Annotated in this window: 25 protein-coding genes; 12 read left to right on the top strand and 13 right to left on the bottom strand. The window is 69.1% G+C overall.

Features of this window, described 5'->3' with window-relative positions:
* The first annotated feature begins 15 nt into the window (after window positions 1-15).
* Together G7043_RS43340 and G7043_RS43345 are read left to right on the top strand one after the other, a co-directional pair.
* A complete protein-coding gene (locus tag G7043_RS43340) occupies window positions 16-879 on the top strand; it encodes a 3-hydroxybutyryl-CoA dehydrogenase (protein ID WP_166054769.1) in 864 nt (287 codons plus the stop codon).
* Between the two features lie 71 nt (window positions 880-950).
* Window positions 951-1,748 carry a hypothetical protein gene (locus tag G7043_RS43345; protein ID WP_166054771.1) on the top strand — a complete coding sequence of 266 codons (798 nt, stop codon included), beginning with the start codon at window positions 951-953 and terminating at the stop codon, window positions 1,746-1,748.
* A gap of 105 nt (window positions 1,749-1,853) precedes the next feature.
* Here the strand turns inward: G7043_RS43345 and G7043_RS43350 are convergent, their stop codons facing one another.
* The 6 genes from G7043_RS43350 to G7043_RS43375 all read right to left on the bottom strand — a co-directional run bounded on the left by G7043_RS43350 (window position 1,854) and on the right by G7043_RS43375 (window position 7,194).
* Window positions 1,854-2,366 carry an AAA family ATPase gene (locus G7043_RS43350; protein WP_166054773.1) on the bottom strand — a complete coding sequence of 171 codons (513 nt, stop codon included), beginning with the start codon at window positions 2,364-2,366 and terminating at the stop codon, window positions 1,854-1,856.
* Window position 2,367: 1 nt separating this feature from the next.
* Window positions 2,368-2,949, bottom strand: a complete 582-nt coding sequence (locus G7043_RS43355; protein WP_166054775.1) for a GTP-binding protein — start codon at window positions 2,947-2,949, stop codon at window positions 2,368-2,370.
* Window positions 2,930-3,295 (bottom strand): DUF742 domain-containing protein, encoded by a 366-nt coding sequence (locus G7043_RS43360; protein ID WP_112263002.1) that lies wholly within the window; start codon window positions 3,293-3,295, stop codon window positions 2,930-2,932. Before G7043_RS43360 ends, G7043_RS43355 begins: the two co-directional genes overlap by 20 nt.
* The gene (locus G7043_RS43365; protein ID WP_086667770.1) at window positions 3,295-3,729 is read right to left on the bottom strand and encodes a roadblock/LC7 domain-containing protein; all 435 of its coding nucleotides are present in this window, start codon (window positions 3,727-3,729) and stop codon (window positions 3,295-3,297) included. The genes G7043_RS43360 and G7043_RS43365 overlap by 1 nt, the downstream gene beginning before the upstream one ends.
* Complete coding sequence (locus G7043_RS43370) at window positions 3,726-5,915, bottom strand: sensor histidine kinase (RefSeq protein WP_242643312.1); 2,190 nt, start codon at window positions 5,913-5,915, stop codon at window positions 3,726-3,728. The genes G7043_RS43365 and G7043_RS43370 overlap by 4 nt, the downstream gene beginning before the upstream one ends.
* 364 nt (window positions 5,916-6,279) lie before the next feature.
* Complete coding sequence (locus G7043_RS43375) at window positions 6,280-7,194, bottom strand: superoxide dismutase (protein ID WP_166054777.1); 915 nt, start codon at window positions 7,192-7,194, stop codon at window positions 6,280-6,282.
* A 114-nt stretch (window positions 7,195-7,308) separates the two neighbouring features.
* On the opposite strand from G7043_RS43375, the gene G7043_RS43380 reads away from it, so the two are divergent.
* A complete protein-coding gene (locus G7043_RS43380) occupies window positions 7,309-8,598 on the top strand; it encodes a hypothetical protein (RefSeq protein ID WP_166054779.1) in 1,290 nt (429 codons plus the stop codon).
* Window positions 8,599-8,601: 3 nt separating this feature from the next.
* On the opposite strand, the gene G7043_RS43385 is transcribed toward G7043_RS43380, so the two are convergent.
* The 5 genes from G7043_RS43385 to G7043_RS43405 form a co-directional block, all read right to left on the bottom strand.
* A complete protein-coding gene (locus G7043_RS43385; RefSeq protein ID WP_166054781.1) occupies window positions 8,602-9,444 on the bottom strand; it encodes a helix-turn-helix domain-containing protein in 843 nt (280 codons plus the stop codon).
* Window positions 9,445-9,567: 123 nt separating this feature from the next.
* Entirely contained in the window at window positions 9,568-10,308 is a 741-nt protein-coding gene (locus G7043_RS43390) for an ATP-binding protein (RefSeq protein ID WP_166054783.1), read from the bottom strand.
* Between the two features lie 50 nt (window positions 10,309-10,358).
* Window positions 10,359-10,682: a hypothetical protein gene (locus G7043_RS43395; protein ID WP_166054785.1), complete on the bottom strand. Its 324-nt coding sequence runs from the start codon at window positions 10,680-10,682 to the stop codon at window positions 10,359-10,361.
* Window positions 10,683-10,748: 66 nt separating this feature from the next.
* On the bottom strand, window positions 10,749-11,051 hold the full coding sequence (locus tag G7043_RS43400) for a hypothetical protein (protein WP_207312492.1): 303 nt from the start codon (window positions 11,049-11,051) through the stop codon (window positions 10,749-10,751).
* 9 nt (window positions 11,052-11,060) lie between these two features.
* Window positions 11,061-12,500, bottom strand: coding sequence for a PucR family transcriptional regulator (locus tag G7043_RS43405; protein WP_166054787.1), 1,440 nt, complete (start codon window positions 12,498-12,500; stop codon window positions 11,061-11,063).
* 128 nt (window positions 12,501-12,628) lie between these two features.
* Here G7043_RS43405 and uraH point away from each other — a divergent pair, with 128 nt between their 5' ends.
* The 9 genes from uraH (at window position 12,629) to G7043_RS43450 (ending at window position 21,129) form a co-directional block, all read left to right on the top strand.
* Window positions 12,629-12,943, top strand: coding sequence for a hydroxyisourate hydrolase (gene uraH / locus G7043_RS43410; RefSeq protein ID WP_166054789.1), 315 nt, complete (start codon window positions 12,629-12,631; stop codon window positions 12,941-12,943).
* Between the two features lie 2 nt (window positions 12,944-12,945).
* Window positions 12,946-13,806, top strand: a complete 861-nt coding sequence (locus G7043_RS43415) for an FAD binding domain-containing protein (protein WP_166054791.1) — start codon at window positions 12,946-12,948, stop codon at window positions 13,804-13,806.
* Complete coding sequence (locus tag G7043_RS43420) at window positions 13,797-14,258, top strand: (2Fe-2S)-binding protein (protein ID WP_166054793.1); 462 nt, start codon at window positions 13,797-13,799, stop codon at window positions 14,256-14,258. The genes G7043_RS43415 and G7043_RS43420 overlap by 10 nt, the downstream gene beginning before the upstream one ends.
* Window positions 14,255-15,607 carry an 8-oxoguanine deaminase gene (locus G7043_RS43425; RefSeq protein ID WP_166054796.1) on the top strand — a complete coding sequence of 451 codons (1,353 nt, stop codon included), beginning with the start codon at window positions 14,255-14,257 and terminating at the stop codon, window positions 15,605-15,607. The genes G7043_RS43420 and G7043_RS43425 overlap by 4 nt, the downstream gene beginning before the upstream one ends.
* Complete coding sequence (locus tag G7043_RS43430; RefSeq protein ID WP_166054798.1) at window positions 15,604-17,790, top strand: molybdopterin cofactor-binding domain-containing protein; 2,187 nt, start codon at window positions 15,604-15,606, stop codon at window positions 17,788-17,790. The genes G7043_RS43425 and G7043_RS43430 overlap by 4 nt, the downstream gene beginning before the upstream one ends.
* A 19-nt stretch (window positions 17,791-17,809) precedes the next feature.
* Window positions 17,810-18,271, top strand: a complete 462-nt coding sequence (locus G7043_RS43435) for a nucleoside deaminase (protein ID WP_313888376.1) — start codon at window positions 17,810-17,812, stop codon at window positions 18,269-18,271.
* A 93-nt stretch (window positions 18,272-18,364) separates the two neighbouring features.
* The gene (locus G7043_RS43440; RefSeq protein WP_166054799.1) at window positions 18,365-19,771 is read left to right on the top strand and encodes an NCS2 family permease; all 1,407 of its coding nucleotides are present in this window, start codon (window positions 18,365-18,367) and stop codon (window positions 19,769-19,771) included.
* A gap of 55 nt (window positions 19,772-19,826) precedes the next feature.
* A complete protein-coding gene (locus tag G7043_RS43445) occupies window positions 19,827-20,909 on the top strand; it encodes an XdhC family protein (RefSeq protein ID WP_166054801.1) in 1,083 nt (360 codons plus the stop codon).
* Window positions 20,794-21,129 carry an allophanate hydrolase-related protein gene (locus tag G7043_RS43450; RefSeq protein ID WP_390829561.1) on the top strand — a complete coding sequence of 112 codons (336 nt, stop codon included), beginning with the start codon at window positions 20,794-20,796 and terminating at the stop codon, window positions 21,127-21,129. Before G7043_RS43445 ends, G7043_RS43450 begins: the two co-directional genes overlap by 116 nt.
* Window positions 21,130-21,197: 68 nt before the next feature.
* On the opposite strand, the gene G7043_RS43455 is transcribed toward G7043_RS43450, so the two are convergent.
* Entirely contained in the window at window positions 21,198-21,821 is a 624-nt protein-coding gene (locus G7043_RS43455) for a response regulator transcription factor (protein ID WP_313888377.1), read from the bottom strand.
* A gap of 139 nt (window positions 21,822-21,960) precedes the next feature.
* Window positions 21,961-23,115: a sensor histidine kinase gene (locus tag G7043_RS43460; RefSeq protein ID WP_166054805.1), complete on the bottom strand. Its 1,155-nt coding sequence runs from the start codon at window positions 23,113-23,115 to the stop codon at window positions 21,961-21,963.
* Window positions 23,116-23,122: the final 7 nt, after the last annotated feature.

The raw sequence follows: 23,122 nt of genomic DNA on the forward strand, positions 1-23,122 counted from the left end.
GGCAGGATCGGGCGTGTGAGTGACATTCAACGAGTGGGAGTCGTCGGTTCCGGCCTCATGGGTTCCGGAATCGCCGAGGTGAGCGCCCGCGCCGGCCTCGACGTCATCGTCGCCGAGGTCAACGTGGACGCGGCCGCGGCAGCGCAGGGGCGGATCGCCTCATCGCTCGCCAGGGGCGTGAAGTCGGGGAAGCTGAGCGCAGAGGACCGCGAGGCCGCCCTGGCGCGCATCCGGTTCACCACCGACATCGGCGAATTCGCCGACCGCCAGTTCGTGGTCGAGGCGGTCGCCGAGAACGAGCAGATCAAGACCGACGTCTTCACCGCGCTCGACAAGGTCGTGAAGGACGAGGACGCCATCTTCGCGTCCAACACGTCGTCCATCCCGATCATGAAGCTCGGCATGGCGACCCAGCGCCCCGAGCAGGTCATCGGCGTGCACTTCTTCAACCCGGTGCCCGTGCTGAAGCTGGTGGAGATCGTGCCGTCCCTGTTGACCGGCGCCACCACCCAGGACCGCGCGGAGTCGTTCGTGCGCACTGTCCTGGGCAAGGAGGTCATCCGCTCGCAGGACCGCGCCGGCTTCGTGGTCAACGCGCTGCTGATCCCCTACCTGCTCTCGTCGATCCGCATGCTGGAGTCCGGCTTCGCCTCGGCCGACGACATCGACAACGGCATGGTGCTCGGCTGCGCCCACCCGATGGGGCCGTTGAGGCTCACCGACCTGATCGGCCTCGACACCACGAAGGCCATCGCCGAGTCGATGTACGACGAGTTCAAGGAGCCGCTGTACTCGCCGCCGCCGCTGCTGCTGCGCATGGTGGACGCGGGCCTGCTGGGCAAGAAGTCGGGCCGCGGTTTCCACAACTACGCGAAGTGACGCGGTGAAGGGGAGCTCTCGGCCGAGAGCTCCCCTTGATCAGCACGCGCCACACCCGCAATGCTGATCAAGTGCTGGCCGACATCGCAAGCAACGTCATCGCGAACATCGTCTTCTGGATCGGCCTCGGTCTCGCCGCGGCAGGGACGGTCCGGGTCGGCCAACGCCGGTTCCGCAGGTTCTTCGGGCTGGACACGAACCAGCAACTGGTCGTGTGCCTGTCGAACGTGTGGAACAGCTCGGCCAGCACGCGGCCGCGCGGGTACTCGGTCACACTTCACGAACTGCGCGCCTCCGAGGGCGTGAACCGCCTGTTCGGCTCCGCGTCGTTCCGCCTCCCGGACATGGTCCGTGGCCTGGTCGACGCGATCTACCTCGGTCGCCACCGCTACGACTTCCGCACCTCGGTGAGCCCCTCGACGTCCGACGACCCGAAGCAGTTCACCGAGCTGAGCGGCAACCTCGTCGTGGTCGGCGGTGCCGTGCGCAACAGCATCCGGAGGCTCTACCTCGACGAGAACCTGGTGAGCCTCCGCCTGTCGAACGAACTGGAAGAAGCCGGCCCGCGGCAGCAGCAGTTCGCAGAGGTGCTGGGAGGGGCGGACGTCGGCAGGAAGATCACGTCCGAGGCCTTGGAACTCGCCGTGGTGGAACGGGTGCGCGACGCCGCGCGCGGCACGACGGTGGTGTTCTGCCTGGGCCGCAGAGGTGACACGACGTGGGCGGCCACCGAGTTCCTGGTCCGCAACTGGCGAAACCTGGAACGGGAGTTCGGCGACCGGCCGTTCGCGCTGTGCCTCGGCTTCCGCGACGTGAGCTACAGCTACAACTACCACCCGCCACGCCGCCTGGCCGTCGTGCACGGGTGACAGGCACCTGGACGGCCGCTCCGAGGAGCGAGCCACGTCAGCGACCGCGCTCACCGCGAGTCCCAGCTTCCTGTTCTTCGTGCTGACCGCCCAGCGCCTGACCGCCTAGCGCCCGGCGAGACCGGCTGCTCTGCGGACTTCGGCGGCGATCGCGGGAACGTCCAGCGGTTCGGTGGTGTCGACCTCCACCACCGGGCCGACGCCCAACGGGCGCACCGGTTCTCCCCACAGCTCGGCCTCGTCGCGCTCCAGATCCAGGTGCCCCGCATGGCGATCGGCGGCCCTGGCGCAATAGCGCGCCCGAGCCACCTCCACCGGCACGACGCAACGCAGTTCCACCACGGGCCCGGGCAATGCCGCCACCAGGGGGCGGGTGTAGTCGAACCACGTGCTGTCCACCACCGCGCCCGGACATCGACGTGCGATCCGCAGCACCGCGAGGACCGCCGCCCTGCCCAGCCGCCGCGACTCGCTCACCGTGGCAGGCGGGCCGAGCTCGTCGGCGAGGGCCTCCTTGACGTCGTCCTTGGCCAGCACCGGCAACCCGAGCGACGGACCGAGCGCGGTCGCCAACGTGGTCTTGCCCGCTCCCGGCCAGCCTCCCACCAGCACGAACACCCTAAACAGCGGCCAGCCGGTTCATCGAGTGCTGGATCAGGCCGACGAGCACCGTCTTGGACGACTCGCGGTTCCGCGCGTCGCACAGCACCACCGGGATCCCGTCGTCGAGATCGAGGGCGTGCCGGACCTCGTCCACGGTGTAGAGCTGCGCCCCGTCGAAGCAGTTCACGGCCACGACGAACGGGATGCCGCGGTGCTCGAAGAAGTCGATCGACGGGAACGACGAGTCCAGCCGCCGCGTGTCCACCAGGACCACGGCGCCGATGGCACCGGTCGCCAGTTCGTCCCACATGAACCAGAACCTGTTCTGGCCCGGCGTTCCGAACAGGTACAGCACGACCGTCGTGTTGATCGTGATCCGGCCGAAGTCCAAGGCGACGGTCGTCGTGTCCTTGCCCTCGATGCCGGCGAGGTCGTCGACGTGCACACCGGCCTCGGTGAGCAGTTCCTCGGTCCGCAGCGGCGGGATCTCCGAGACCGACGCGACCATGGTGGTCTTGCCGGTGCCGAACCCGCCGGCGATGACGATCTTGACCGCGGTCGGCACGGTCTGCTGGACGTCAGATCCCACGAACACCATCCAGTACGGCCTGCAGGAGATCCCGGTCGGGAATCTGGGGGGAGGAGTTCTGCACCAGCACGTCACCCCGCTCGATGAGGTCCGACAGCAGGACCTTGACGACGACGAGCGGGACGTCGAGGTAGGCGGCGACCTCGGCGACCGACAGGGGGCGTGCGCACAGGGCCATGATCTCGCGATGTTCGACCGTCAGCGACGTCTGGTCGGACGCAAACGAGGACGCTCGGACCTGCGTCACCAGGTGCAAGTCAGGCGCGTTCGGCCGGGTGCGGCCGCGCACCATGGCGTACGGCCGCACGAGAGGCCCCGCGGCCTCGTCGTACCACCAGTCCTCCCGCGCGGTCATCAGCGCGACTCACGCGCCGAGGGGACGGTTGCCGTTTCCTGGCGCGGGGCCGACGAGAGGTACGTGCCAACCCGCTTGACCAGCATGTTCATCTCGTAGGCGATCATGCCCATGTCGGCGTCCTCCTCGCCCAGGACCGCGAGGCACGCGCCGTGCCCGGCCGCGGTCACGAACAGGTAGGCGTGCTCCATCTCGACGATGGTCTGCCGGACCGCGCCGCCGCCGAAGTGCCGGCCCGTGCCGCGGGCGAGCGACTGGAACGCCGACGCCATCGCGGACAGGTGCTCCGAGTCGTCGCGGGACAGGCCTGCCGAGCGGCCCAGCAGGAGGCCGTCCGCCGACAGCACGACCGCGTGACGGGCGCCGACCACGCGCTGGATCAGGTCCTCCAGCAACCAGTTCAGTTCGCCGTGCTGGCTGGTGTTGTCCTTCATGACGAGGGGGCTCCTTCTGATCTCCAGTCGTCGGTCAGCCGGGCGTCACGGGTGCCGCGCTGGAACGCGGCGAGCCCGTCTCGGATCCGCTCGGCCGGCCTTGCGCCGCTCACCGGCTCGGCGTGCGGCGTCTCCTCCGCGGACTGCATGAGCTGCGGCGCCAGATTCTGCCGCTTCTTCCTGCGGGGAAGTGGGGCCTTCCCATCCTGCGGAAGTGGTGTTGGGGTCGGTTCGTCCACGGGTGCGTCTGTCTCGGAAACGGCCGGCGGAGCCGTCGAGTTCAGCGCCGCCCGCACCTCGGGGGTCACCGTGATCGGGAAACTCGGGTGTTCCTCGACGTGGCCGTGGTGGTGGTCGTGGAACGACCGCACCGGCATCTGCGTGGTCTCGGTGATGTCGCCGGCCGTGTTGTGTGGGGCGACGATGTTCGGCGGCAGCACGCACAACGCGACCGTGCCGCCGTAGGGCGAGTCGCGCAGCTCCACCTTGATGCCCCGCCGCGCGGCGAGCCGGGCGACGACGAACAGCCCCAGCCGGGACTCGCCCCGGAACGCCATCGTCTCGAAGGCCGGCGGGTTGGAGAGCTTCGCGTTGGCCTGCAGACGCTCCTCCCGCGTCATGCCGAGCCCGTGGTCCTCGATCTCGATCACGATCCCGTGCGGCACGGCGCTGGAGTGGACGATCACCTCCGACCGCGGCGACGAGAACGCCGTCGCGTTGTCGACGAGCTCCGCGAGCAGGTGGATGGTGTCGGCGACGGCCACCCCCACCAGTGCGCGGTCGGGCACCGGGTTGACCCTGACCCGGACGTACTGCTCGGTCTCGGCGACCGCGGAGCGGATGACGTCGCTCAGCCGCACCGGCTTGCGCCACTGCCTGCCCGGCTGCTCCCCGGCGAGGATGATCAGGTTCTCCGCGTTGCGGCGGGCACGCGTCGCCAGGTGGTCGAGCTGGAACAGCGAGTCGAGCTGCTCGGGGTGCTCCTCCTCGCGCTCCAGCTTGTCGAGGATCTTGAGCTGCCGGTGGACGAGACCCTGGTTGCGGTGCGCGATGTCGAGGAAGACCCGGTTCACGCCCTCACGGGCCTGCGTCTCCTTCACCGCCGCCGCGACCGCCGTGTACTGGGCGGTGTTGAACGCGTCCGCGACCTGGCCGATCTCGTCGTTGCCGTAGTCCAGCGGCGGCATGTCGCGGTGCACGTCCACCTGCTCGCCGCCGCGCAGCCGCGCCACGATGTGCGGCAGCCGTTCCTGCGCGAGCCGCAGCGTGTCCTCGCGCAACGACGCCAGCCGCGTGACCAGGGCCCGCGACACGAGCCGGTTCGAGATGCGCAGCGCCAGCACGATGCCCACGACGACCGCGAGCAACGCGATCAGGCTGCCGATCAGCACCGCGGTGAACCGGCTGCCGGCCTTGGCGAGACCCAGGTTCGCGCCGTCTCCCGCCTGCTGGATCGCGATCCCGACGAGCTTCTCGTGCACCGGACCGGCCGCCGCGCGCCACTGCTGGTCGGTGACTCCCGCGTCGCCGTTGATGATCCGGCCTTCGAGGTCGAGCAGCGCCCGGTACTCCGCACTCCCCCGCAGCGCGTCGTACTGCGCGCGCGGCTGCTCGAGTGCGAACGGGATCGTGGAGTCGATGCCGGCGTGGTAGGCACCGACGAGCCGGGCGAACTCGATGCGCTCGGCGGGGGTGAACGTGCCGTTGAGCAACCCGCGTGAGCCGATGGTGGTGTCGCGGGACATCCAGTCGGCGGCCTGGAAGATCGTGACGGCCTGAACGTTGGCCTGGCTCGCCTCCGCGTCCGGCACCAGCCGCGCCTGCCGGGAGAACAGCGCCACGCCCGCGTCGAGCAGGCCGTTGTAGTAGTCGTAGACCGCCTGCGGGTTCGCGGCGCCCGACTCGACCTGCGCACGCTGCTGCGGCAGCTCGTCCAGCACGGAGTTGAGTGCGTTGATCCGGTCGACGATGTCCTGGGGTGAGCTGTCCGCGAGGTCCGTGAACGCGGCTTTCATCTTCCGGACCGACTCGTCGGTGACGTCCTGCTGCCGGTTCAGCGCGGCCGCGTCCACTCCGGCGGCCTTGCTCAGCAGCTCGAGGCTCAGCTGACGTTCCTTCTGCAGTCCGGCGAACGCGTCGACGGACGGGATCGTCGCGTCCTTCACGCTCGAAGCGACCGACCGCATGTAGATACCGTCAAAAAGGGTGTAAGAGGAGAAAACCGCCCACATGATCAGGAGCACCACGCTGGGCACGACCACAACACCAGCCAGCCGCGACCGAATGGTCCGCGGGTTGGTCGGTGTGTAACCGCTCTTCTCGCTCACAGCGCTCTCTTGGTCTCCCGTGTCCCACAGCTAGCGCCGCAGGTAACCCGAGTCACTCCTTCGGCTGCAATTAGGTTACAAGTAGAGATCATCGTTACCCAATGACAGCGATCACACGCAGTACGCGGTTGGCAGGCTACCCAGTCGAGTGAGCGGCGCAACACCCGGTACGAGGGTTCTCACAAGGCAAGAACCCCCGTACGGGCTAGTTCCTGTGCTCGTTCTACGGACGCTCTACAGCGACGACGGTGTAAGTCGTCTCGGGCGTCGGCGGCGTGCTGAACCGGGCATTCGGCAGGTACAGACGCTTGCCGAACGCGGCGACAGTCGTAGGAACGTCGAACCGCGCGTCCGTGCGTTCCGCCGCAAGGGTCGCGCCATCACGACTGAGCGTGTAGCGCGCTACTTTGTTCAACCTGTTTTGCACCACGAACAACTGGCGCCCCTCACGCAACAGGCCGTCTCCATTGGTGAGTACTTGACCGTGCAAATTGATGTTCGCGGTTTTGCCCGTCCGTGGATCGATCCGGAAGAGCAACCCGGTGTTGCTCTGCACGGCGATCAAACCCCCGTCGAGCCCGGTGACGATTCCGTTGAGGTTCGTCGCACCGGGCGTGACGACGAGGTCGCCGGTCAGCGCCAGGGTCCGGTGCGGCTTGAGGTTGAGCGGCACCTCGTACAGAACCGCCTTGCGCGAGTCAGTGAACCACGCCGACTTCTCGGTCAGCACGACGTCGTTGACGAACGTGTCCGCGGTCGCGAACTGGAACTTCGCCAGCAACACGCCGGTGCGGGTGTCGTAGACGCGTGCGTCGCCACCAACACCACCCGCGACCCACAGCCGTTTGCGCGCATCGACCTTCATGCCGAGCGACGGCGTGCCGGGCCCCTTGGCGAGCACCTTGCCCTTGCCGGTGCGCAGGTCCGCCGCGTAGATCGACCCGTCGGCCCGCGACCCGAAGTAGGCCGTGGCGCCGCTGATCGCGATGCCTTCCGGCTGCCACCCGTTCGGCAGGGAGAACTCCGTCGGGAACTGCCCTGTTGGATCATGCTGGGACGCGTCTGCGGTGGCCGGCGCCGCGGCGGTGAGCGTGAGGCCCAGGACCGCCGCGAGCAGGACACCGAATCTGCGGTACATGCCGTCTCCTTTGGTTTGGGGTGCGTCTCCGATCCTTGTGCCTGCGGAGGGGCGAACCGGAGTTTTCTCAGGAAGCCGACATGTCCACAGCTCAGCGGTGGCTAGGCTGAGTTGGTGATCATCGGAGAAGGCACGCGAACCCGGCTGCTCGTCGTGCTGGTCGCTTTCGTCGCCTCGCTGACGTGGGTGCAGCCGGCGTCGGCGGCGACCGCGTTGACCGTCCTGCCGAACGCCTCCAGGGACTTCAAGCTCAAGATCGACCCGACGGCGGACTGGCGCGCGTACGGCGCGGCCATCAGGGGCGCCGAGGCGTCCGGCGCGGTCACCAGGGTCACACCGTTGCAGGTGGCGCAGTCCGCGCAGCACGTCGGACGGGCGGCCCTGTGCCACGACACGGGACTGGACGGCACCTACAAGTACGACGGTTTCTGCTGGGACCAGGCGGACGACAACACCAGCGCCTACTCCGCCGACGGCGGCTGGCACCCCCAGGGACTCACGGCCTCCCACGACTTCGACGGGACGTCGTACCACGGCCACCACCTCTACCTGGCCTCCTGGTTCTTCGGCAGTGAGGCGGGAGGAAAGGACCGGTTCGGGCGCATCACCATCGCCGAGTCCACCGGCGGCCGGATCACCTACGGCCACGTCATGCTCGTCCAGCCCACCGGCAACGACTCGTCCGGCAACTTCATCCCCGTCACCAACGTCCACGCCGACGGCATCGTCTGGTACGGCAACAAGCTGTTCGTGGCCAACGGCGGCGAGCTCCTAGTCTTCGACATGCAGTACCTGTGGAAGATGAGCACCACTTCCCGCGAGGAGACCGGCATTCGCGCCGGCGCCTCGTCAGCGCGCTGGCACCAGTGGGCACTACCGCTGGTGGCCCGCTATCACACGGCTGAGCGCTCGACCAATCCTCGCGCCTGCGCGGGAGGCAGCGGACCGATCTGCCTGGGTTCGCTGAGCCTCGACCGCAGCACCACCCCGCCCACCCTGGTCTCCGGCGAGTACCGCTCCCACGACGCGGGTGGCGGAGGCCGGATCGCCCGCTGGCCGTTGAGCGACCGCTACGACCTGCCCAGGGCGGACAACGGCGACGCCGTCAACACCACTTCCGCCGCGGCCGGGTACAGCACGCCGGTCTTCCAGATGCAGGGCGTGGCAACCGACGGCACCTGGTACTACATGGCCGGCGAATGCCCCACGAGCTGGGTCGCCGACCCCACGGCCCGCGGCGCTTACTCGTGCGTCCACCGCGCACAACCCGGCGCCGCGCCGTCCGTGCTCACCAGGGCCCCCAGCCTCACTCAGAACCTCTCCTACAGCCGTGCGTCCGGACGCCTGTGGGGCCTGAACGAGTGGACAGGGCACCGAGTGGTCTTCAGCATCGACCCGCCCTGACCCTCACAGTTCCGCGGCGGCCTCGGCGATGAGCTCCAGCGACTCGCCGGTGCCGAGCGCGAGCTGCTGCAGCCCGGTGAACCGCTGGGCGCACTGCTCGGTCAGGCCGGGTTCCTCGAAGTACTCGCCCTTGATGAAGGTCTCCAGGTACGCCACGTCGTTGTGCTGGCGGTGCGGGAACTCCAGCAACGTGAACGGCGACCCCATCGCCGGATAGGCCCCGGCGGCGCGCGGCACGACCTGCAGGCTCACCGTCGGGTGCTCGCTGACCTCCATCAGGTGCAGCAGCTGCGCCTTCATCACCCGCGGCCCGCCGACGACCTGCCGCAGCACGGCTTCCGGGAAGACCGCCTGCACGGTCAGCGGGTCCTTGTCGCCCAGCCGCGCCGACCACGCCTCCCGCACCATCGTCAGCCGCGCGATCCGCACCGGGTCGTCGGTCAGCATCGCCGCGTTCGTGTACCCGCCGAGTTGAAAGACGGCGGGCACGAGATCCGTCGTGAACACCCGCAGCGATGTCGCCTCGAACACGAGATTCGTGAAGTCGGCGGCCGGATCGAAGTTCGGCTCGTTGTTGAGCGCGCGCGTACGGGCGTGTTCCGCGTACTGCGCCCGCAACACCACGGCCTGCCATTGCGGCGTCGGCACCTTGTAGACGTAACCCAGCGCCATGACGTCGACCGGCGCCGACGGCTGCACGGCGTTCTCCATCATGGACAGCTTGGCGCTGCTGAAACCCACGCGCTGGCCCGCCTCCGCGAGGCTGAGCTCGCGCTCGTTGCGCCACCCGGCCAGCTGCCGCCCGATGGCGCGTTCGAGCGTCGTGGCCCGGAAATCCTTCGGCATGACGCGAAGGATATGACCAATTCGGATTCCCGAATGGGACCACCCGGTGTGGACAACCCTTTAGCGGCAACGTTCTTCGTTTATCAGAGAGCTATGTCGTTGAACGGCCGTGTGTGCAATTTACTATTGATAGCGCTTCGTGCGCGCGTGGGCACGCACAAGGTCGTGGAACCGGAACGCGTAGTCACCGACCTCGGTCAGCAACGACTTCTCGACCAGGTCGTCCAGCGCGTCCTCGACGTCGCAGTCGGGCTCCCCCGCGATCGCCGCCGCCACCGGCACGCCGAACGTGCCGGGCTCCCACGCGCACAACCGGTACAGCCGCGCCTGCCGTTCCGGAAGCTCCACATAGGACCGGTCGAGCAGCTGGCCGAGACGCCCGTCGTCGGTGAGCGGTTCGACCTCGATCTCCTGCGCCTCCGGAAGGTCCAGCTTCACCCGGCTGGTCACGAGCACCGTGCCGGACGCGGGCAGCAGCGGCGTCACCTGGTCGGCGGAGTCCGCGTTGTCCAGCAACAGGGTGAACTGCCGCCTGGCCACGAGGCCCCGGAACACCGCCGCCGTCTCGTCCGCGGCGACGCCGTCGAGACCGAACGCCCGCAGCAGCCGATCGAGATCCTGGGTCGCCAGGTCGACGTACAACTGCTCGCCGGATCGCCGCTCCTGCAACCACTTCAGCGCCAGCGCGGTCTTCCCCACCCCGCCGGGCCCGCTGAGCACCGTCACCCCGCCGGCCCTGATGCCCGCCAGTTCGGCGTCGCGGCCCACGAAGTGCCGCGGCGGCGCCGGCGGCCGGAACCGCCTCGGTACGTCGTAGGTGCAGCGGATCGCGCCTGTGCTGGTGCCCGTCAGAACGTCACTCATCACCCGTACCTCCCCGACACCTTGAAGCTACGGGCTTTCACCGTCTTGCGTCAGACAGCCATAGAGTGATCGCACGCCAGTGCGGCACCCGTGTTGGAGGTGGCGCTCTTGACCTGGCGGCCGTTGATGATGATCTTGCACGTGAGCTCGCCGTGCACGCCCTCGAGCCGGACGGCCACCCGTCCCTTGCGCGCGCCGATGCGTTCGAACGGCATGTCCGGGTTACGCAGCGTCCGTTCCTCCTCACCGGGAAACACGTAGGTGAGCTGGTCCGTCGTGCCCGATCCCTCCACCACCACGCGGATGTGGGGCGCTGCCGCGCAACCGGTGCTTCCGGCCAGCAGCAGGCCCATGAGTAAGGCGGCGGTTCTCATGTCGGGAACGGTAGGAAACGCGAGCCCGCAGATACATCAGCCTGAAGGCTCAAGCCACATCAGCCGTCAGACGGACAACCCGAGGCGCCTCAGACATTCCTCGACCCTGAACCGCTCGATCTCGCGGTCCACCCCCTGCGGCAACAGGTCCAGCCGGTGCTCGACCTCCAACGACGCACAGGCCTGCACGAGCAACGCGTCGTAGGCCTGACGAGCGGCGATCTTCTTGATCGCCGAGTCCTCCGGCTCGAAGCAGGCCAGCGCCCGGCGCACACGACGAAGGTCGGCCGCGATGCGTTCGATCGGCCGATGCTGGGACACCGGGGCAGTACGCAACCTGCGCAGCACCTTCATCAGGTCGAAGGGCACACTCCCAAGCTACCCCGCCTGCAGCGCCAGGAAGAGGTCCACGCGCGCCTCGAACTCGGCCAGGTCGACGCCCAGCAGTTCCTCGACTCGGCCCACCCGGTACCGCAGCGTGTTCACGTGGACGTGCAGCTTGGCGGCCGCGGCGGTCCACGAGCCGGAGCAGTCCAGGAAGACCTTCAGCGTGCCGGTGAGATCCGACCCGTGCTCGGCGTCGTAGTCCAGCACCGGGCCGAGCAGCCGGCGCCGCAACGACGCCCGCAGCTCTTCCGGTACGCCCGCGAGCAGCAGTTGGTAGAGCGCGATCTCCTCGCCCGCCACCACGCACGTGCGACCACCACGCCGTTCGCCGAGCTGACGCGCGTGTGTGGCTTCCTCCGCGGCGCCGCGCAAACCGCGCCACTCGACCGGCGAGCTGATGCCGACCAGGACGCGTGCCGACCCGAGGCCCGGCTCCATCACGCGCAGCGCCTCGCGCACGTCGTCCGGCAGCGAGTCGTCGGCTTTCGCCACCGCGTAGACCATGTCGCCGACGGGCGTGACCAACGCCTGCGGCAGCGTCTCCTCCAGCACCGCGGTCGCCAGGTCCGTGCGCTGGTCGGAGGTCACGGCGCTGATGACCCGCAGCCGTGCGTTCTCCAGCCCGGCCGCCGCCAGCCGTGACTCGACGTCCGCGGATCCGCTCAGCACGGCGGTGACCAGCGGTCCGGCCGTGCGGTTCTCGATCTGCCGGCCCTGCGCCTGGCGGAGGCGTTCCAACCCGACCAGGGACGCGAGCTCGGCGGCGGCCTCTTGCTGCGGTTCGCCGCCTACGACGAGGATCCAGCTGGTGAGCCGGGTGCCGCCGCGTTCGGAGACAGGAACGAGCGTCCTGCCCTTGACCGTCTTCGGGAGCCGCTCGGCCTGCAGGAACTCCTTCACCAGCGTGACCCGATCGGGCAGCTCGCCGCCCGCCACGACCCGGCCCGCGGTGGAGAGCACCCAGCACGGCGCGTTCAGCTCGTGGCCGCCCGCCAACAACAACGCGGGCAGCCCGGCGCCTTCCGCGACGACGTTCAGCAACCGGCGGTGCCGTGACAGCCCGACCAGTTCCATCGACACGCGTTCGGTGATGGTCGCGAACGACAGGTCGACCGGCACCTCGAGCAACGGCACGTGGTGGCGGACGCAGGCGTCGACCAGGTCGTCGGGCAACGAGCGGTTCTCGGTCTCGGACGCGGCCAGACCGGCGACGCGGGCCGCGGCGAGCGAGCGGACGAACGTCTCGGAGTCCTGCGGGCCGTGGTGCCAGAGCAGGCCGGACAGCACGAGCTCCCCGCCGGACAGGTACCGGCTGGGGTCGGGCAGCTCCGTTCCGTACACGCGGCTGACCGTGCGGTCGAGCTGGTCCTCACCGGTTTGCAGGCTCAGCCGCAGTTCCGGCATCTGCAGCAACGTCCGCAGCAACAACATGACTGGTCACTTTCGTCCATTCGTGTTTGTAGGAAAGCACAAATTCGTTACGTGTAGGAACCTGCTGATTCATGCGTCCCGGCTGTAGTGGACCGGGCCCTTGGCTCTGTGTACTGACTCACAACCAGATGGGAGGGCGAGTGACGATCTCCACGCATGTGCTGGACGCGGCACGCGGCAGGCCGTTCGCCGGCATCGCCGTGTCGCTGCAGCGCCGCGACGGGACCGAGGTGGCGAACGCCGAGACGAACGCCGACGGCCGGATCACCGGATGGGGTGAAGGTCTGGAGGCCGGCGTGTACCGGCTGGTGTTCGACACGGCGCAGGCCGCGCCGTTCTTCCCCGAGGTCGTGCTCACGTTCGACTACTCCGATCCGGCGCAGCACTACCACGTGCCGCTGCTGCTGTCGCCGTTCGCCTACTCCACCTACCGAGGTAGCTGACGATGGATTTCCTTCGACCGGAAACGCTTGCGGAGGCGTTGGAGCTGAAGGCCTCCCGGCCGGACGCCGTGCCGATCGCCGGCGGCACGGACGTCATGGTGGAGCTGAACTACGACCACCGCCGGCCAGCCGCGCTGCTCGACCTGACCCGGATTCCCGAACTGAGCGAGTGGTCCGACGGCCTGCGCGTCGGCGCGGGCGTGCCGTACGTGCGGATCATCGAGGAGCTCGGTGCCCAGCTTCCCGGCCTCGCGATGGCTTCACGAACGGTCGGCTCGCCGCAGATCCGCAACCGCGGCACGGTCGGCGGCAACCTCGGCGCGGCCTCCCCCGCCGGGGACACGCACCCGGTGCTGCTGGCGTCCGACGCGGTGATCGAGGTGGCCTCCGTGCGCGGGACACGGATGATCCCGGCAGTTGATTTCTACCTGGGCGTCAAGCGCAACGCGGTGGAGCCGGACGAGCTGATCGTGGCGGTTCACCTGGCGCCTGCCAAGGGGCCACAACAGTTCTCCAAGGTCGGCACGCGCAACGCCATGGTGATCGCGGTGTGCTCGTTCGCGATCTCGCTGTTCCCCGCGGAGAACCGGGTCGGCGCGGCGGTCGGTTCCGCGGCTCCCACACCGCGCCGGGCGCTCGAAGCCGAGCAGTTCCTGGCTTCCGCGCTGGACTTCGCCTCGCCGAAGCCGTTGCTGGACTCGGTGAAGCGCGAGTTCGGGGAGCTGGTCTCGCGCGCCGCGTCGCCGATCGACGACGTGCGCGGCTCGGCTGCCTATCGCAAGCACGCGCTCGCCGTGATGGCACGACGGACACTCGGCTGGGCCTGGCAGGAACTCTTGGACGGGGAAAAGGCATGCGCGTGAACGTGACGGTCAACGGCGAGCAGCGCCAGGCCGACGACGTCTGGGAAGGCGAGTCGCTGCTGTTCATGCTGCGCGAACGGCTCGGGCTGCCCGGCTCGAAGAACGCCTGCGAGCAGGGTGAATGCGGTTCGTGCACGGTGTACCTGGACAACGTGCCGGTGTGTGCGTGCCTGGTCGCGGCCGGGCAGGCGCAGGACCGTTCCGTGCGGACGGTCGAGGGACTGGCTTCCGGGGACGAGCTGGACCCGGTGCAGGAGGCGTTCGTCGAGGCGGGCGCGGTGCAGTGCGGGTTCTGCACGCCCGGTCTCGTCGTGGCGGCGCACGACCTGCTGGACCGCGTGCCGTCGCCGTCCGATCCGGAGATCCGCGAGGCGCTCGCCGGGAACCTGTGCCGTTGCACGGGGTACGAGAAGATCCTGGACGCCGTGCGATTGGCGGCGTCGCGCCGATGATCGTCCTCGACCGCTGTGCGGTGTCCACTGTGGATTCGGCCGGGACCGAGCACTTGTCCGGGCACGTCGTCGTCGATGACGGGCGGATTGTCTCGGTCGGGTCGGGTCCGGCGGCTCGGCCTGACGAGTCGCACACCTATGTCGACGCGTCGTCGTGCCTGGTCACGCCTGGGTTGATCAACACCCACCACCACCTGTACCAGTGGGCGACGCGCGGGCTGGCCCAGGACGCGACGTTGTTCGAGTGGCTGACCACGTTGTACCCGGTGTGGCGCGGGCTGGACGACGCGGTGACGCACGCGGCGGCTTCGGCCGGGCTCGCGCGGCTCGCGTTGACCGGCTGTACCTTGGCCGCTGATCACCACTACGTCTTCCCGTCCGGTGGCGGTGACGTGTTCGACGCGCTGGTGTCGGCGGGGCGGCGGATCGGAATCCGGCTGGAGGCGATCCGCGGGTCGATGGACCGGGGGCAGTCCTCCGGCGGGTTGCCGCCGGACAACCTGGTCGAGGAGACCGAGGCCGCGTTGATCGCGACCGAGCAGGCGATCGCTGACCACCACTCGACCGCCGACGACGCGCTGGTGCGCGTGGCCGTCGGGCCCTGCTCGCCGTTCTCGGTGTCGAAGGAGCTGATGACCGGGGCTGCGTCTTTGGCACGCCGGCACGGGGTCCGGCTGCACACGCACCTCGCCGAGACGCTGGACGAGGAAGAGCAGTGCCTGGCGGAGAACGGGTGCACGCCGACCGAGTACGCCGAGCAGCTCGGCTGGCTGGGTTCCGACGTGTGGCTCGCGCACACCGTGCATCTGAACGCCGACGCGGTGAAGCGGCTCGGGGCCACGTCCACGGGTTCCGCGCACTGTCCGACGTCCAACGGGCGGCTGGGCACCGGGATCGCGCCGGTGCGCGACCTGCTCGACGCGGGTGCGCCGGTCGGGCTCGGGGTCGACGGCGCGGCGTCCAATGAGGACGGTGGCCTGGTGGTCGAGCTGCGTTCGGCGCTGTACCAGGCACGTCAGCGGGGCGGGCCGCGGGCGCTGGACGCCCGCAAGGCGTTGTGGATGGGCACCATGGGCGGGGCCCAGGTGCTGGGCCGCTCCGACTCGCTGGGCTCGATCGAGCCGGGCAAGGTGGCGGACCTCGCGGTGTGGGATCTGTCCGGAATGGACTACGCGGGCATCGCGGACCCGGTGGCTGCGTTGGTGCTGGGCACTCCCCCGCCGTTGAAACTGTTGATCGTGGGCGGCCGGGTCGTCGTGCGGGACGGGGTCCTGCTGACGGCGTCGACCGACGAGCTGGCGCGTGACCTCACCGCCGCCAGTCTGAAGCTTCAGGAGGCAGCGCGATGACCCTCACTCCCGCCGAACTCACCTCCGCGGTGTCGGGTGGCATCGGGACGTCGCCGCAGCGCCCGGACGGCAACCTGAAGGTGCGCGGCGAGTTCGCCTACGCGTCCGACCTGTGGCACGAGGACATGATCTGGGGTGCGACCCTGCGCTCGCCGCACCCGTATGCCCGCATCACGTCAGTGGACATCACCGAGGCGTTGAAGGTGCCGGGCGTGTACGCGGTGCTGACGCATTCGGACGTGCCGGGGCGCAACCTGTACGGGTTGGAGCACAAGGACCAGCCGGTGCTGGCGGTCGACGTCGTGCGTTACCAGGGTGAGCCGATCGCGCTGGTAGGCGCCGACCACCCGGAAACCGCGCTGCGGGCCATGAAGAAGATCGTCGTGACCTACGACGTGCTGGAACCCGTGGTGGACATGGAAACCGCGGTCGACGACACCCCGCTGCACCCCGGTGGGAACCTGGTGCGGCACGTGCCGATCCGGCGTGGTGCGCAGGACGTCACCGCCGACGTCGTGGTCACCGGCCGGTACGAGGTCGGGATGCAGGACCAGGCGTTCCTCGGGCCGGAGTCCGGGCTCGCGGTGCCGGCGGTGGACGGCTCGGTCGACCTGTACATCGCGACGCAGTGGCTGCACGTCGACCGCGACCAGATCGCGGCCGCGCTGGGGTTGCCGCAGGAGCAGGTGCGGCTGACGTTGTCCGGTGTCGGTGGCGCGTTCGGTGGCCGTGAGGACCTGTCGATGCAGGTGCACGCCTGTCTGCTGGCGCTGCACACCGGCAAGCCCGTGAAGATGGTCTACAACCGCGAAGAGTCGTTCTACGGGCACGTGCACCGGCATCCGGCCGTGCTGTACTACGAGCACGGCGCCGACCACACCGGCAAGCTGGTCTACGTCCGTACGCGGATGTACTTGGACGGCGGTGCTTACGCCTCCTCCACCCCCGCTGTGGTGGCCAACGCGGCGACGTTGGGCGTCGGTCCGTACGAGGTCGACAACGTGACCGTCGACGCGTACGGCGTCTACACGAACAACCCGCCATGCGGTGCGATGCGTGGGTTCGGTGCTGTTCAAGCGGGTTTCGCCTACGAGTCGCAGATGGACAAGCTGGCCGAAGCGCTGGGCATGTCGCCCGTGGACGTCCGTGTGCGCAACGCGATGACCGAAGGTTCGGTCATGCCGACCGGGCAGGTGGTCGACTCGGCCGCGCCCGTCGCGCAACTGCTGAAGCTGGTGCAGGACAAGCCCCTGCCGGCGGGAACGTCTTCTGACATCCGCGAACTGCCCGGTGGTGTCTCGAACACCACGCACGGCGAGGGTGTCGTGCGTGGTGTCGGTTATGCCGTCGGCATCAAGAACATCTGCTTCTCCGAAGGCTACGACGACTACTCGACCGCTCGGGTGCGGGTGTCGATGGTCAACGGCTCGTTGGCCGCGTCCGTGCACACCGCTGCGTGTGAGGTCGGTCAGGGCCTGGTGACGATCATGCAGCAGATCGTGCGGACCGAGCTCGGCATCCAGCGCGTGACCGTGCTGCCGATGGACACCACGATCGGCAACGGCGGCTCCACCTCCGCGTCACGCCAGACTTACGTGACCGGCGGTGCCGTGAAGGCCGCTTGCGCTGTCGTTCGGTCTCGTTTGGACGGTCGGACGGACATCGGCTCCGAGGTGATCGACGAGACCGTCGAGTGGCGGCACCGCGCGACCGAGCCGTTGGATCCCGAGACCGGACAAGGCAACGCGCACGTCCAGTACGGTTTCGCCGCACACCGCGCGGTCGTCGACGTGGACGTCGAGCTCGGCCTGGTGCGCGTGGTTTCGTTGGACTGCGCGCAGGACGTGGGTCGCGCGTTGAACCCACAGGCCGTGGTGGGTCAGATCCAGGGCGGTTCCGCCCAGGGCCTCGGCCTCGCGGTGATGGAGGAGATCCAGACCTCCGGCGGCAAGGTGCGCAACCCGTCCTTCACCGACTACCTGATTCCCACCGTGCTCGACATGCCGCCGATGAGCATCGACGTGCTCGAGCTCGCCGATCCCCATGCCCCGTACGGCATCCGCGGCGTCGGCGAACCGCCCACCATCTCGTCGACCCCGGCGATCGTGGCGGCGATCCGCGCGGCGACCGGCCTGGCGCTCACCCGCGTCCCGGTCCGCCCGGAACACCTCACCGGTACCTGAGTTTCTGGAGTTTGTTGCTGTGAACGCACATCTGCTCGCCACCATCGACCTGGCCACCCGCAACGTGGCCTCCGGCGGCGGCCCGTTCGGCGCGATGATCGTCCGCGACGGTCAGGTCATCGCCACCGGCGTCAACCAGGTGACGCCTGCTTTGGATCCCACCGCCCACGCCGAGGTCGTCGCGATCCGCGCGGCCTGCCAGGTGCTCGGTGACTTCAAGTTGACCGGCTGCACGCTCATCTCGTCGTGCGAGCCGTGTCCCCTGTGCTTGTCCGCGGCGCTCTGGGCGCGGGTGGACAAGGTCATCTACGCCGCCGACCGCGACGACGCGGCGGCGGCCGGGTTCGACGACCGCGAGTTCTACGAACTCTTCAGCAAGCCCCGTTCCGAATGGGACCTGCCCGTACTCCAGATCTCCACAGGCGAGGACAACGCCCCGTTTACCGCGTGGATGTCCCTCACAAACCGTATCGATTACTGACGGCCACAAGCCTGTCTAGCTGACCGGAGCTGCATCGCACAAACGCGTTCCGGCGTTGGAACGCGCCCACCGGCATGGGAAAGGCCGTCCTCCATGACTCAGTTACGGAGCCGACAATCGACGTCGGCCCTCGACCAGTTCTTCCGCATCACCGAACGTGGCAGCTCCTTGGGCCGTGAAGTTCGGGGCGGCATAACGACTTTCGTCGCGATGTCGTACATCGTGCTGCTGAACCCGCTGATCCTCGGTGCGTCCGCCGACATCACCGGCGCCAAGCTCACCATCGCCGAGATCACCACCGCCACCGCGCTGGCGGCCGGCGTGATGACCGTCCTGATGGGACTGGTGGGCAACGCCCCGCTGGCGATCGCCGCCGGACTCGGCGTGAACGGCGTGGTGGCGTTCCAGATGGCGCCGACCATGACGTGGGCGCAGGCCTTCGGTCTGGTGGTGCTCGAAGGCGTGTGCATCGTGATCATGGCCGCCTCCGGTGTCCGCGAACGGATCATCAACGCGATCCCCGAGCCGTTGAAGATCGCGATCACCGTGGGCATCGGCCTCTACATCGCGTTGGTGGGACTGGTTTCCGCCGGGTTCGTGACCCGCACGCCCGATGCCGTCGGGTCCACGGTCCCGGTCCGCATGGGCGTGGACGGCCACCTGAGCGGCTGGCCGATCGTGATCTTCTGCCTCGGCCTGCTGCTGATGATCGTGCTGATGGCCCGCGGTGTCCCCGGCGCCGTCCTGATCAGCATCGTCGTCGCGACCGCGGTGGCCGTGGTGGTGAACTCGGTGTTCACGATCAAGGGCTGGGGCCTGGTGACGCCCACGCTGCCCTCGTCCGTGGTGGGCTCACCGGACTTCGGGCTGTTCGGCCGGGTCGACCTGTTCGGCGGGTTCGTGTCGGCCGGCGTGATCGCCGCGACGATCTTCCTGTTCACCCTCGTGCTGTCGGGCTTCTTCGACGCGATGGGCACCATCACCTCGGTGTCCGACGAGGCGGGCCTCACCCGTGACGGTCGCGTGGAGGGTATGGGCAAGATCCTGATGGTGGACGGTGCCGGCGCGATCGCCGGTGGCGTCACGGGTTCGGCCCCGAACACCGTGTTCCTGGAGTCGGCGGCGGGCGTTGGCGAAGGCGCCCGAACCGGCCTGGCCTCGGTGGTCACCGGCGGTCTGTTCCTGGTGGCGCTGCTCTTCACGCCGCTGGCCACCGTCGTGCCCGCCCAGGCCGCGGCTCCGGCCCTGGTGGTGATCGGCGGTCTGATGATGACCCAGATCCGCCGAATCCCGTGGCAGGACACGGACTTCACCATCCCGGTGTTCCTGACGGTGGCGATCATCCCGTTCACCTACTCGATCACCAACGGCATCGGCGCGGGCCTCGTGTCCTACGTCGTGCTGCGCGTCTGCAAGGGCCGCTGGCCGGGCTGGCTGATGACCGGCCTGGCCCTGATGTTCGCCGTGTACTTCGGCGTGGACGTGATCACCGGCAAGTGACGCGCCGAGGTTCGGCCGGGCGGCCACCCGGCCGAACCTCAGATTGGGAGACTCGATGCGGGACCTGGCTTCAACCCTGCTGTCGTGGGACCGGTTCGCGGTCGCCTCGGTGGTGGCCGTGCGGGGCAGCGCACCACGCCCGGTCGGCGCCGCGATGGCGGTCGGCCCGTCGGGTGAGGTGATCGGCAGCGTGTCCGGCGGCTGCGTGGAGGCCGAGGTGTACGACCTGGCCTGCACGGTGCTGTCGACCTCTGAGCCTGCCTTGGCGACGTTCGGCTACTCCGACGACACGGCGTTCTCCGTCGGCCTGACGTGCGGCGGCTCGTTGGACGTCCTGGTGCAGCGCGACAGTCCTTCGTTGCGCGCGGCACTTCAGGCCTCTGTGGACGGACACCCGGTGTCGGTGTGCTTTTCTCATGAGGACCGTGTGTTCACCGAATCCTGGATGCCACCACCACGCCTGCTGGTGTTCGGCGCCATCGACCACGCCGCCGCCGTGGCCGAGATCGGGCGTTTCCTCGGCTACCACGTGACGGTGTGCGATGCCCGCCCGATCTTCGCGACCGTTGAACGTTTTCCGGCGGCGCACTCCGTGGTCGTCGACTGGCCGCACCGCTACCTCGCTCGTACCCACACCGATTCCGACACCGCCGTGGTGGTGCTGACCCACGACCCGAAGTTCGACATCCCAGTGCTCTCGCAGGCGTTGTCGATGCCGCTGGCCTTCGTCGGCGCGCTGGGCTCCCGCCGCACCCACGCGGAACGCCTCGACCGGCTGTTGGAAGCGGGTGTGCCCAGCGCGGCGCTGTCCCGGCTGCGTTCACCGATCGGCCTCGACCTCGGCGGCCGCAGCCCGGCGGAGACCGCGGTGTCCATCGCCGCCGAACTGGTGGCCCTGCGCCACGGCGGCACCGGGCTGCCGCTGTCCTCACTGTCCTCGCCCATCCACCGGACCCAGGAGAGTCATGGCACTGATCTTTCTCAACGGCGGCGGCATGCGGGGCGGACCGCTGCACTCCCAGCTGCAGGGCACGCCGATGGTGTGCCGGGCGCGCAGTGCGGCCAAATACCGCTACTTCTCGGTGCGGGGGAAGTTCCCCGCGATGCACGAGTCGGGGTCGGCGTCCGTCGTCGGTGAGCTCTACGACCTGCCGCTGAAAGTCCTGCGCGACCACCTGGTCCCCGCCGAACCCCCGGAGCTGGAGATCGGCGTGATCGAACTGGAAGACGGCAGCGCCGCCCTCGCCACCGTCCTGCGCGACGCCGTCCTGTCCGACCCGTCACTGCTCCAATCGGGTGACATCCGAGACATCTCGTATCTGGGTGACTGGCGGGAGTTCTTACATCGCGAGGGGTGAGGGAGTGGCAAGGGGGAGTTGCCGCAGGCGGCGGGACCAACTTCGGTCGGTCCCGCCGCGGGGGGATCTCACCGCTCCCGGCTCCGCAGCAGCCCGCGCTCGTACGCCACCGCGACGGCCGCCGCCCGATCCGAGACCCCGAGCTTCGCGTAGACGTGCAGCAGATGGGTCTTCACCGTCGCCTCGCTGATGAACAGCGCCGCCGCCACCGCCCGGTTCGTGGACCCCTTCGCGACCAGCGTCAACACGTCGAGCTCCCGAGTGGACAACGCCTCGGTCGCCGGCTCGCGCACCTGCCCCAGCAGCCGCGTCGCCACCGCGGGCGACAACACGGCCTCGCCCGCGTGAGCGGACCGGATGGCCCGCTGCAACTCGTCGCGCGGGGTGTCCTTCAACAGGTAGCCGGTGGCCCCGGCCTTGATGGCCGGCAACACGTCCCGGTCCGTGTCGTAGGTGGTGAGCACCAGCACCCGGCACGGGTGGCCACGCAGACGTTCGATCGCGGACAGCCCGTCGCTCCCAGGCATGCGCAGGTCCATGAGCACGACGTCCGGCGACACCGCCGTGACGACGGCGACGGCCTCGTCGCCCGACGCGGCCTCGCCCACGACCTTGAAGTCGGCCGCGGCGAGCATGCCGCGCAACCCGTCGCGGACCACGGGGTGGTCGTCGACGATGACCAGCCGGATCACGCGGGCACCCGCACCGTCATGACGCCGCGGCGGGCAGCAAAGCCGCCCCCGCACGCCGAACACACCAGATCCACGCCCCACCTCCGCGATCCCGCCACACCACTCACGCCGGGCCCCCCGCTGCCGTCCACCGCATCACTCACGCCGGCACCCGCGCCGAGACCGCCGTCCCCGCGCCCGGCTCCGACTCCACGAACAGCGCCCCGGACAACCGGTGCACGCGGTGCCGCATCGCCGACAGCCCGAAGCCCTGCGACGGCGTGGCGAGGTCGAAGCCCACCCCGTCGTCGCGCACGTCCAGGGTCACCACGTCGTCCATGTACGACAGGGTCAGGCCGACGCGCGACGCTGAGGCGTGCTTGGCCACGTTCGCCAGGGCTTCCTGGGCCGTGCGCAGCAGGGCGACCTCTACCTCGGGGTGCATCACGCGCACGGAACCGGTCAGCGTGACCGACACCGGCACGCCGTAGACCGTGGACCACCCCGAGGCCACCTCGTCGAGCGCTTCGGGCAGGGCCGCGGAGTCCAGCGCGGGCGGGCGGAGCGCGTGCACCGAGCGGCGGGCTTCGGCCAGGTTCGAGCGCGCCAGGTCGGCCGACACCGACACGCGGCGTTCCCAGTCGGAGGCGGTGGCCGCCGACAGTTGCGTGATGATGCCCGTCAGGCCTTGGGCCAGCGTGTCGTGGATCTCGCGGGCCATGCGGTGCCGCTCGTCCTGCACGCCCGCCTCGTGCGCCTGCACCAGCAGTTGGGCGTGGAGGCCCTCGTTCTCCTCCAGCAGTTCCTTGCGCAGGCGGGACTGTTCGGTTGTCACGTGGCCGACGAACGTGAAGGTGCACGCGAGCACCACGAACACCAGCGCCAGCAGCCAGAAGGCAGGCCTCTCCGCCGCGGGTGGGTAGCCGCCGAACAACGACAACGTCGCCAGCACGGCCGTCAGCGCCACCACGAAGAACATCCAGCGGCCGCGCAGCAGTTCGCTCGCGTAGATGTAGACCGCGTACGACACCGCGCCGAACACCTGCTCGCGCAAGCCCAGCACGCCGTAGAACAGGACCATGCCGCCGACGAACACGGCCATGAGTTCCGCACGGCTGTGCCACGCGGGGTGCAGCGTGAACCACCACGCCATCCACGCGTAACCGAACGCCACCATGCCGTAGGTGACCCAACGCTCCGAGGCCGAGTGCACGGTGAAGATCGAGTACATCACCGTGGTCACGGTCAGCACGAAGTACGGGATCCCGTGCGCGATGAATGCGAGCCTGCGCTCCCACCTGTCCAAGGCGGCCATGTCCACG

Source organism: Lentzea alba, from assembly GCF_011067745.1.
In the GTDB taxonomy this organism is placed as follows: Bacteria; Actinomycetota; Actinomycetes; order Mycobacteriales; family Pseudonocardiaceae; genus Lentzea; species Lentzea alba.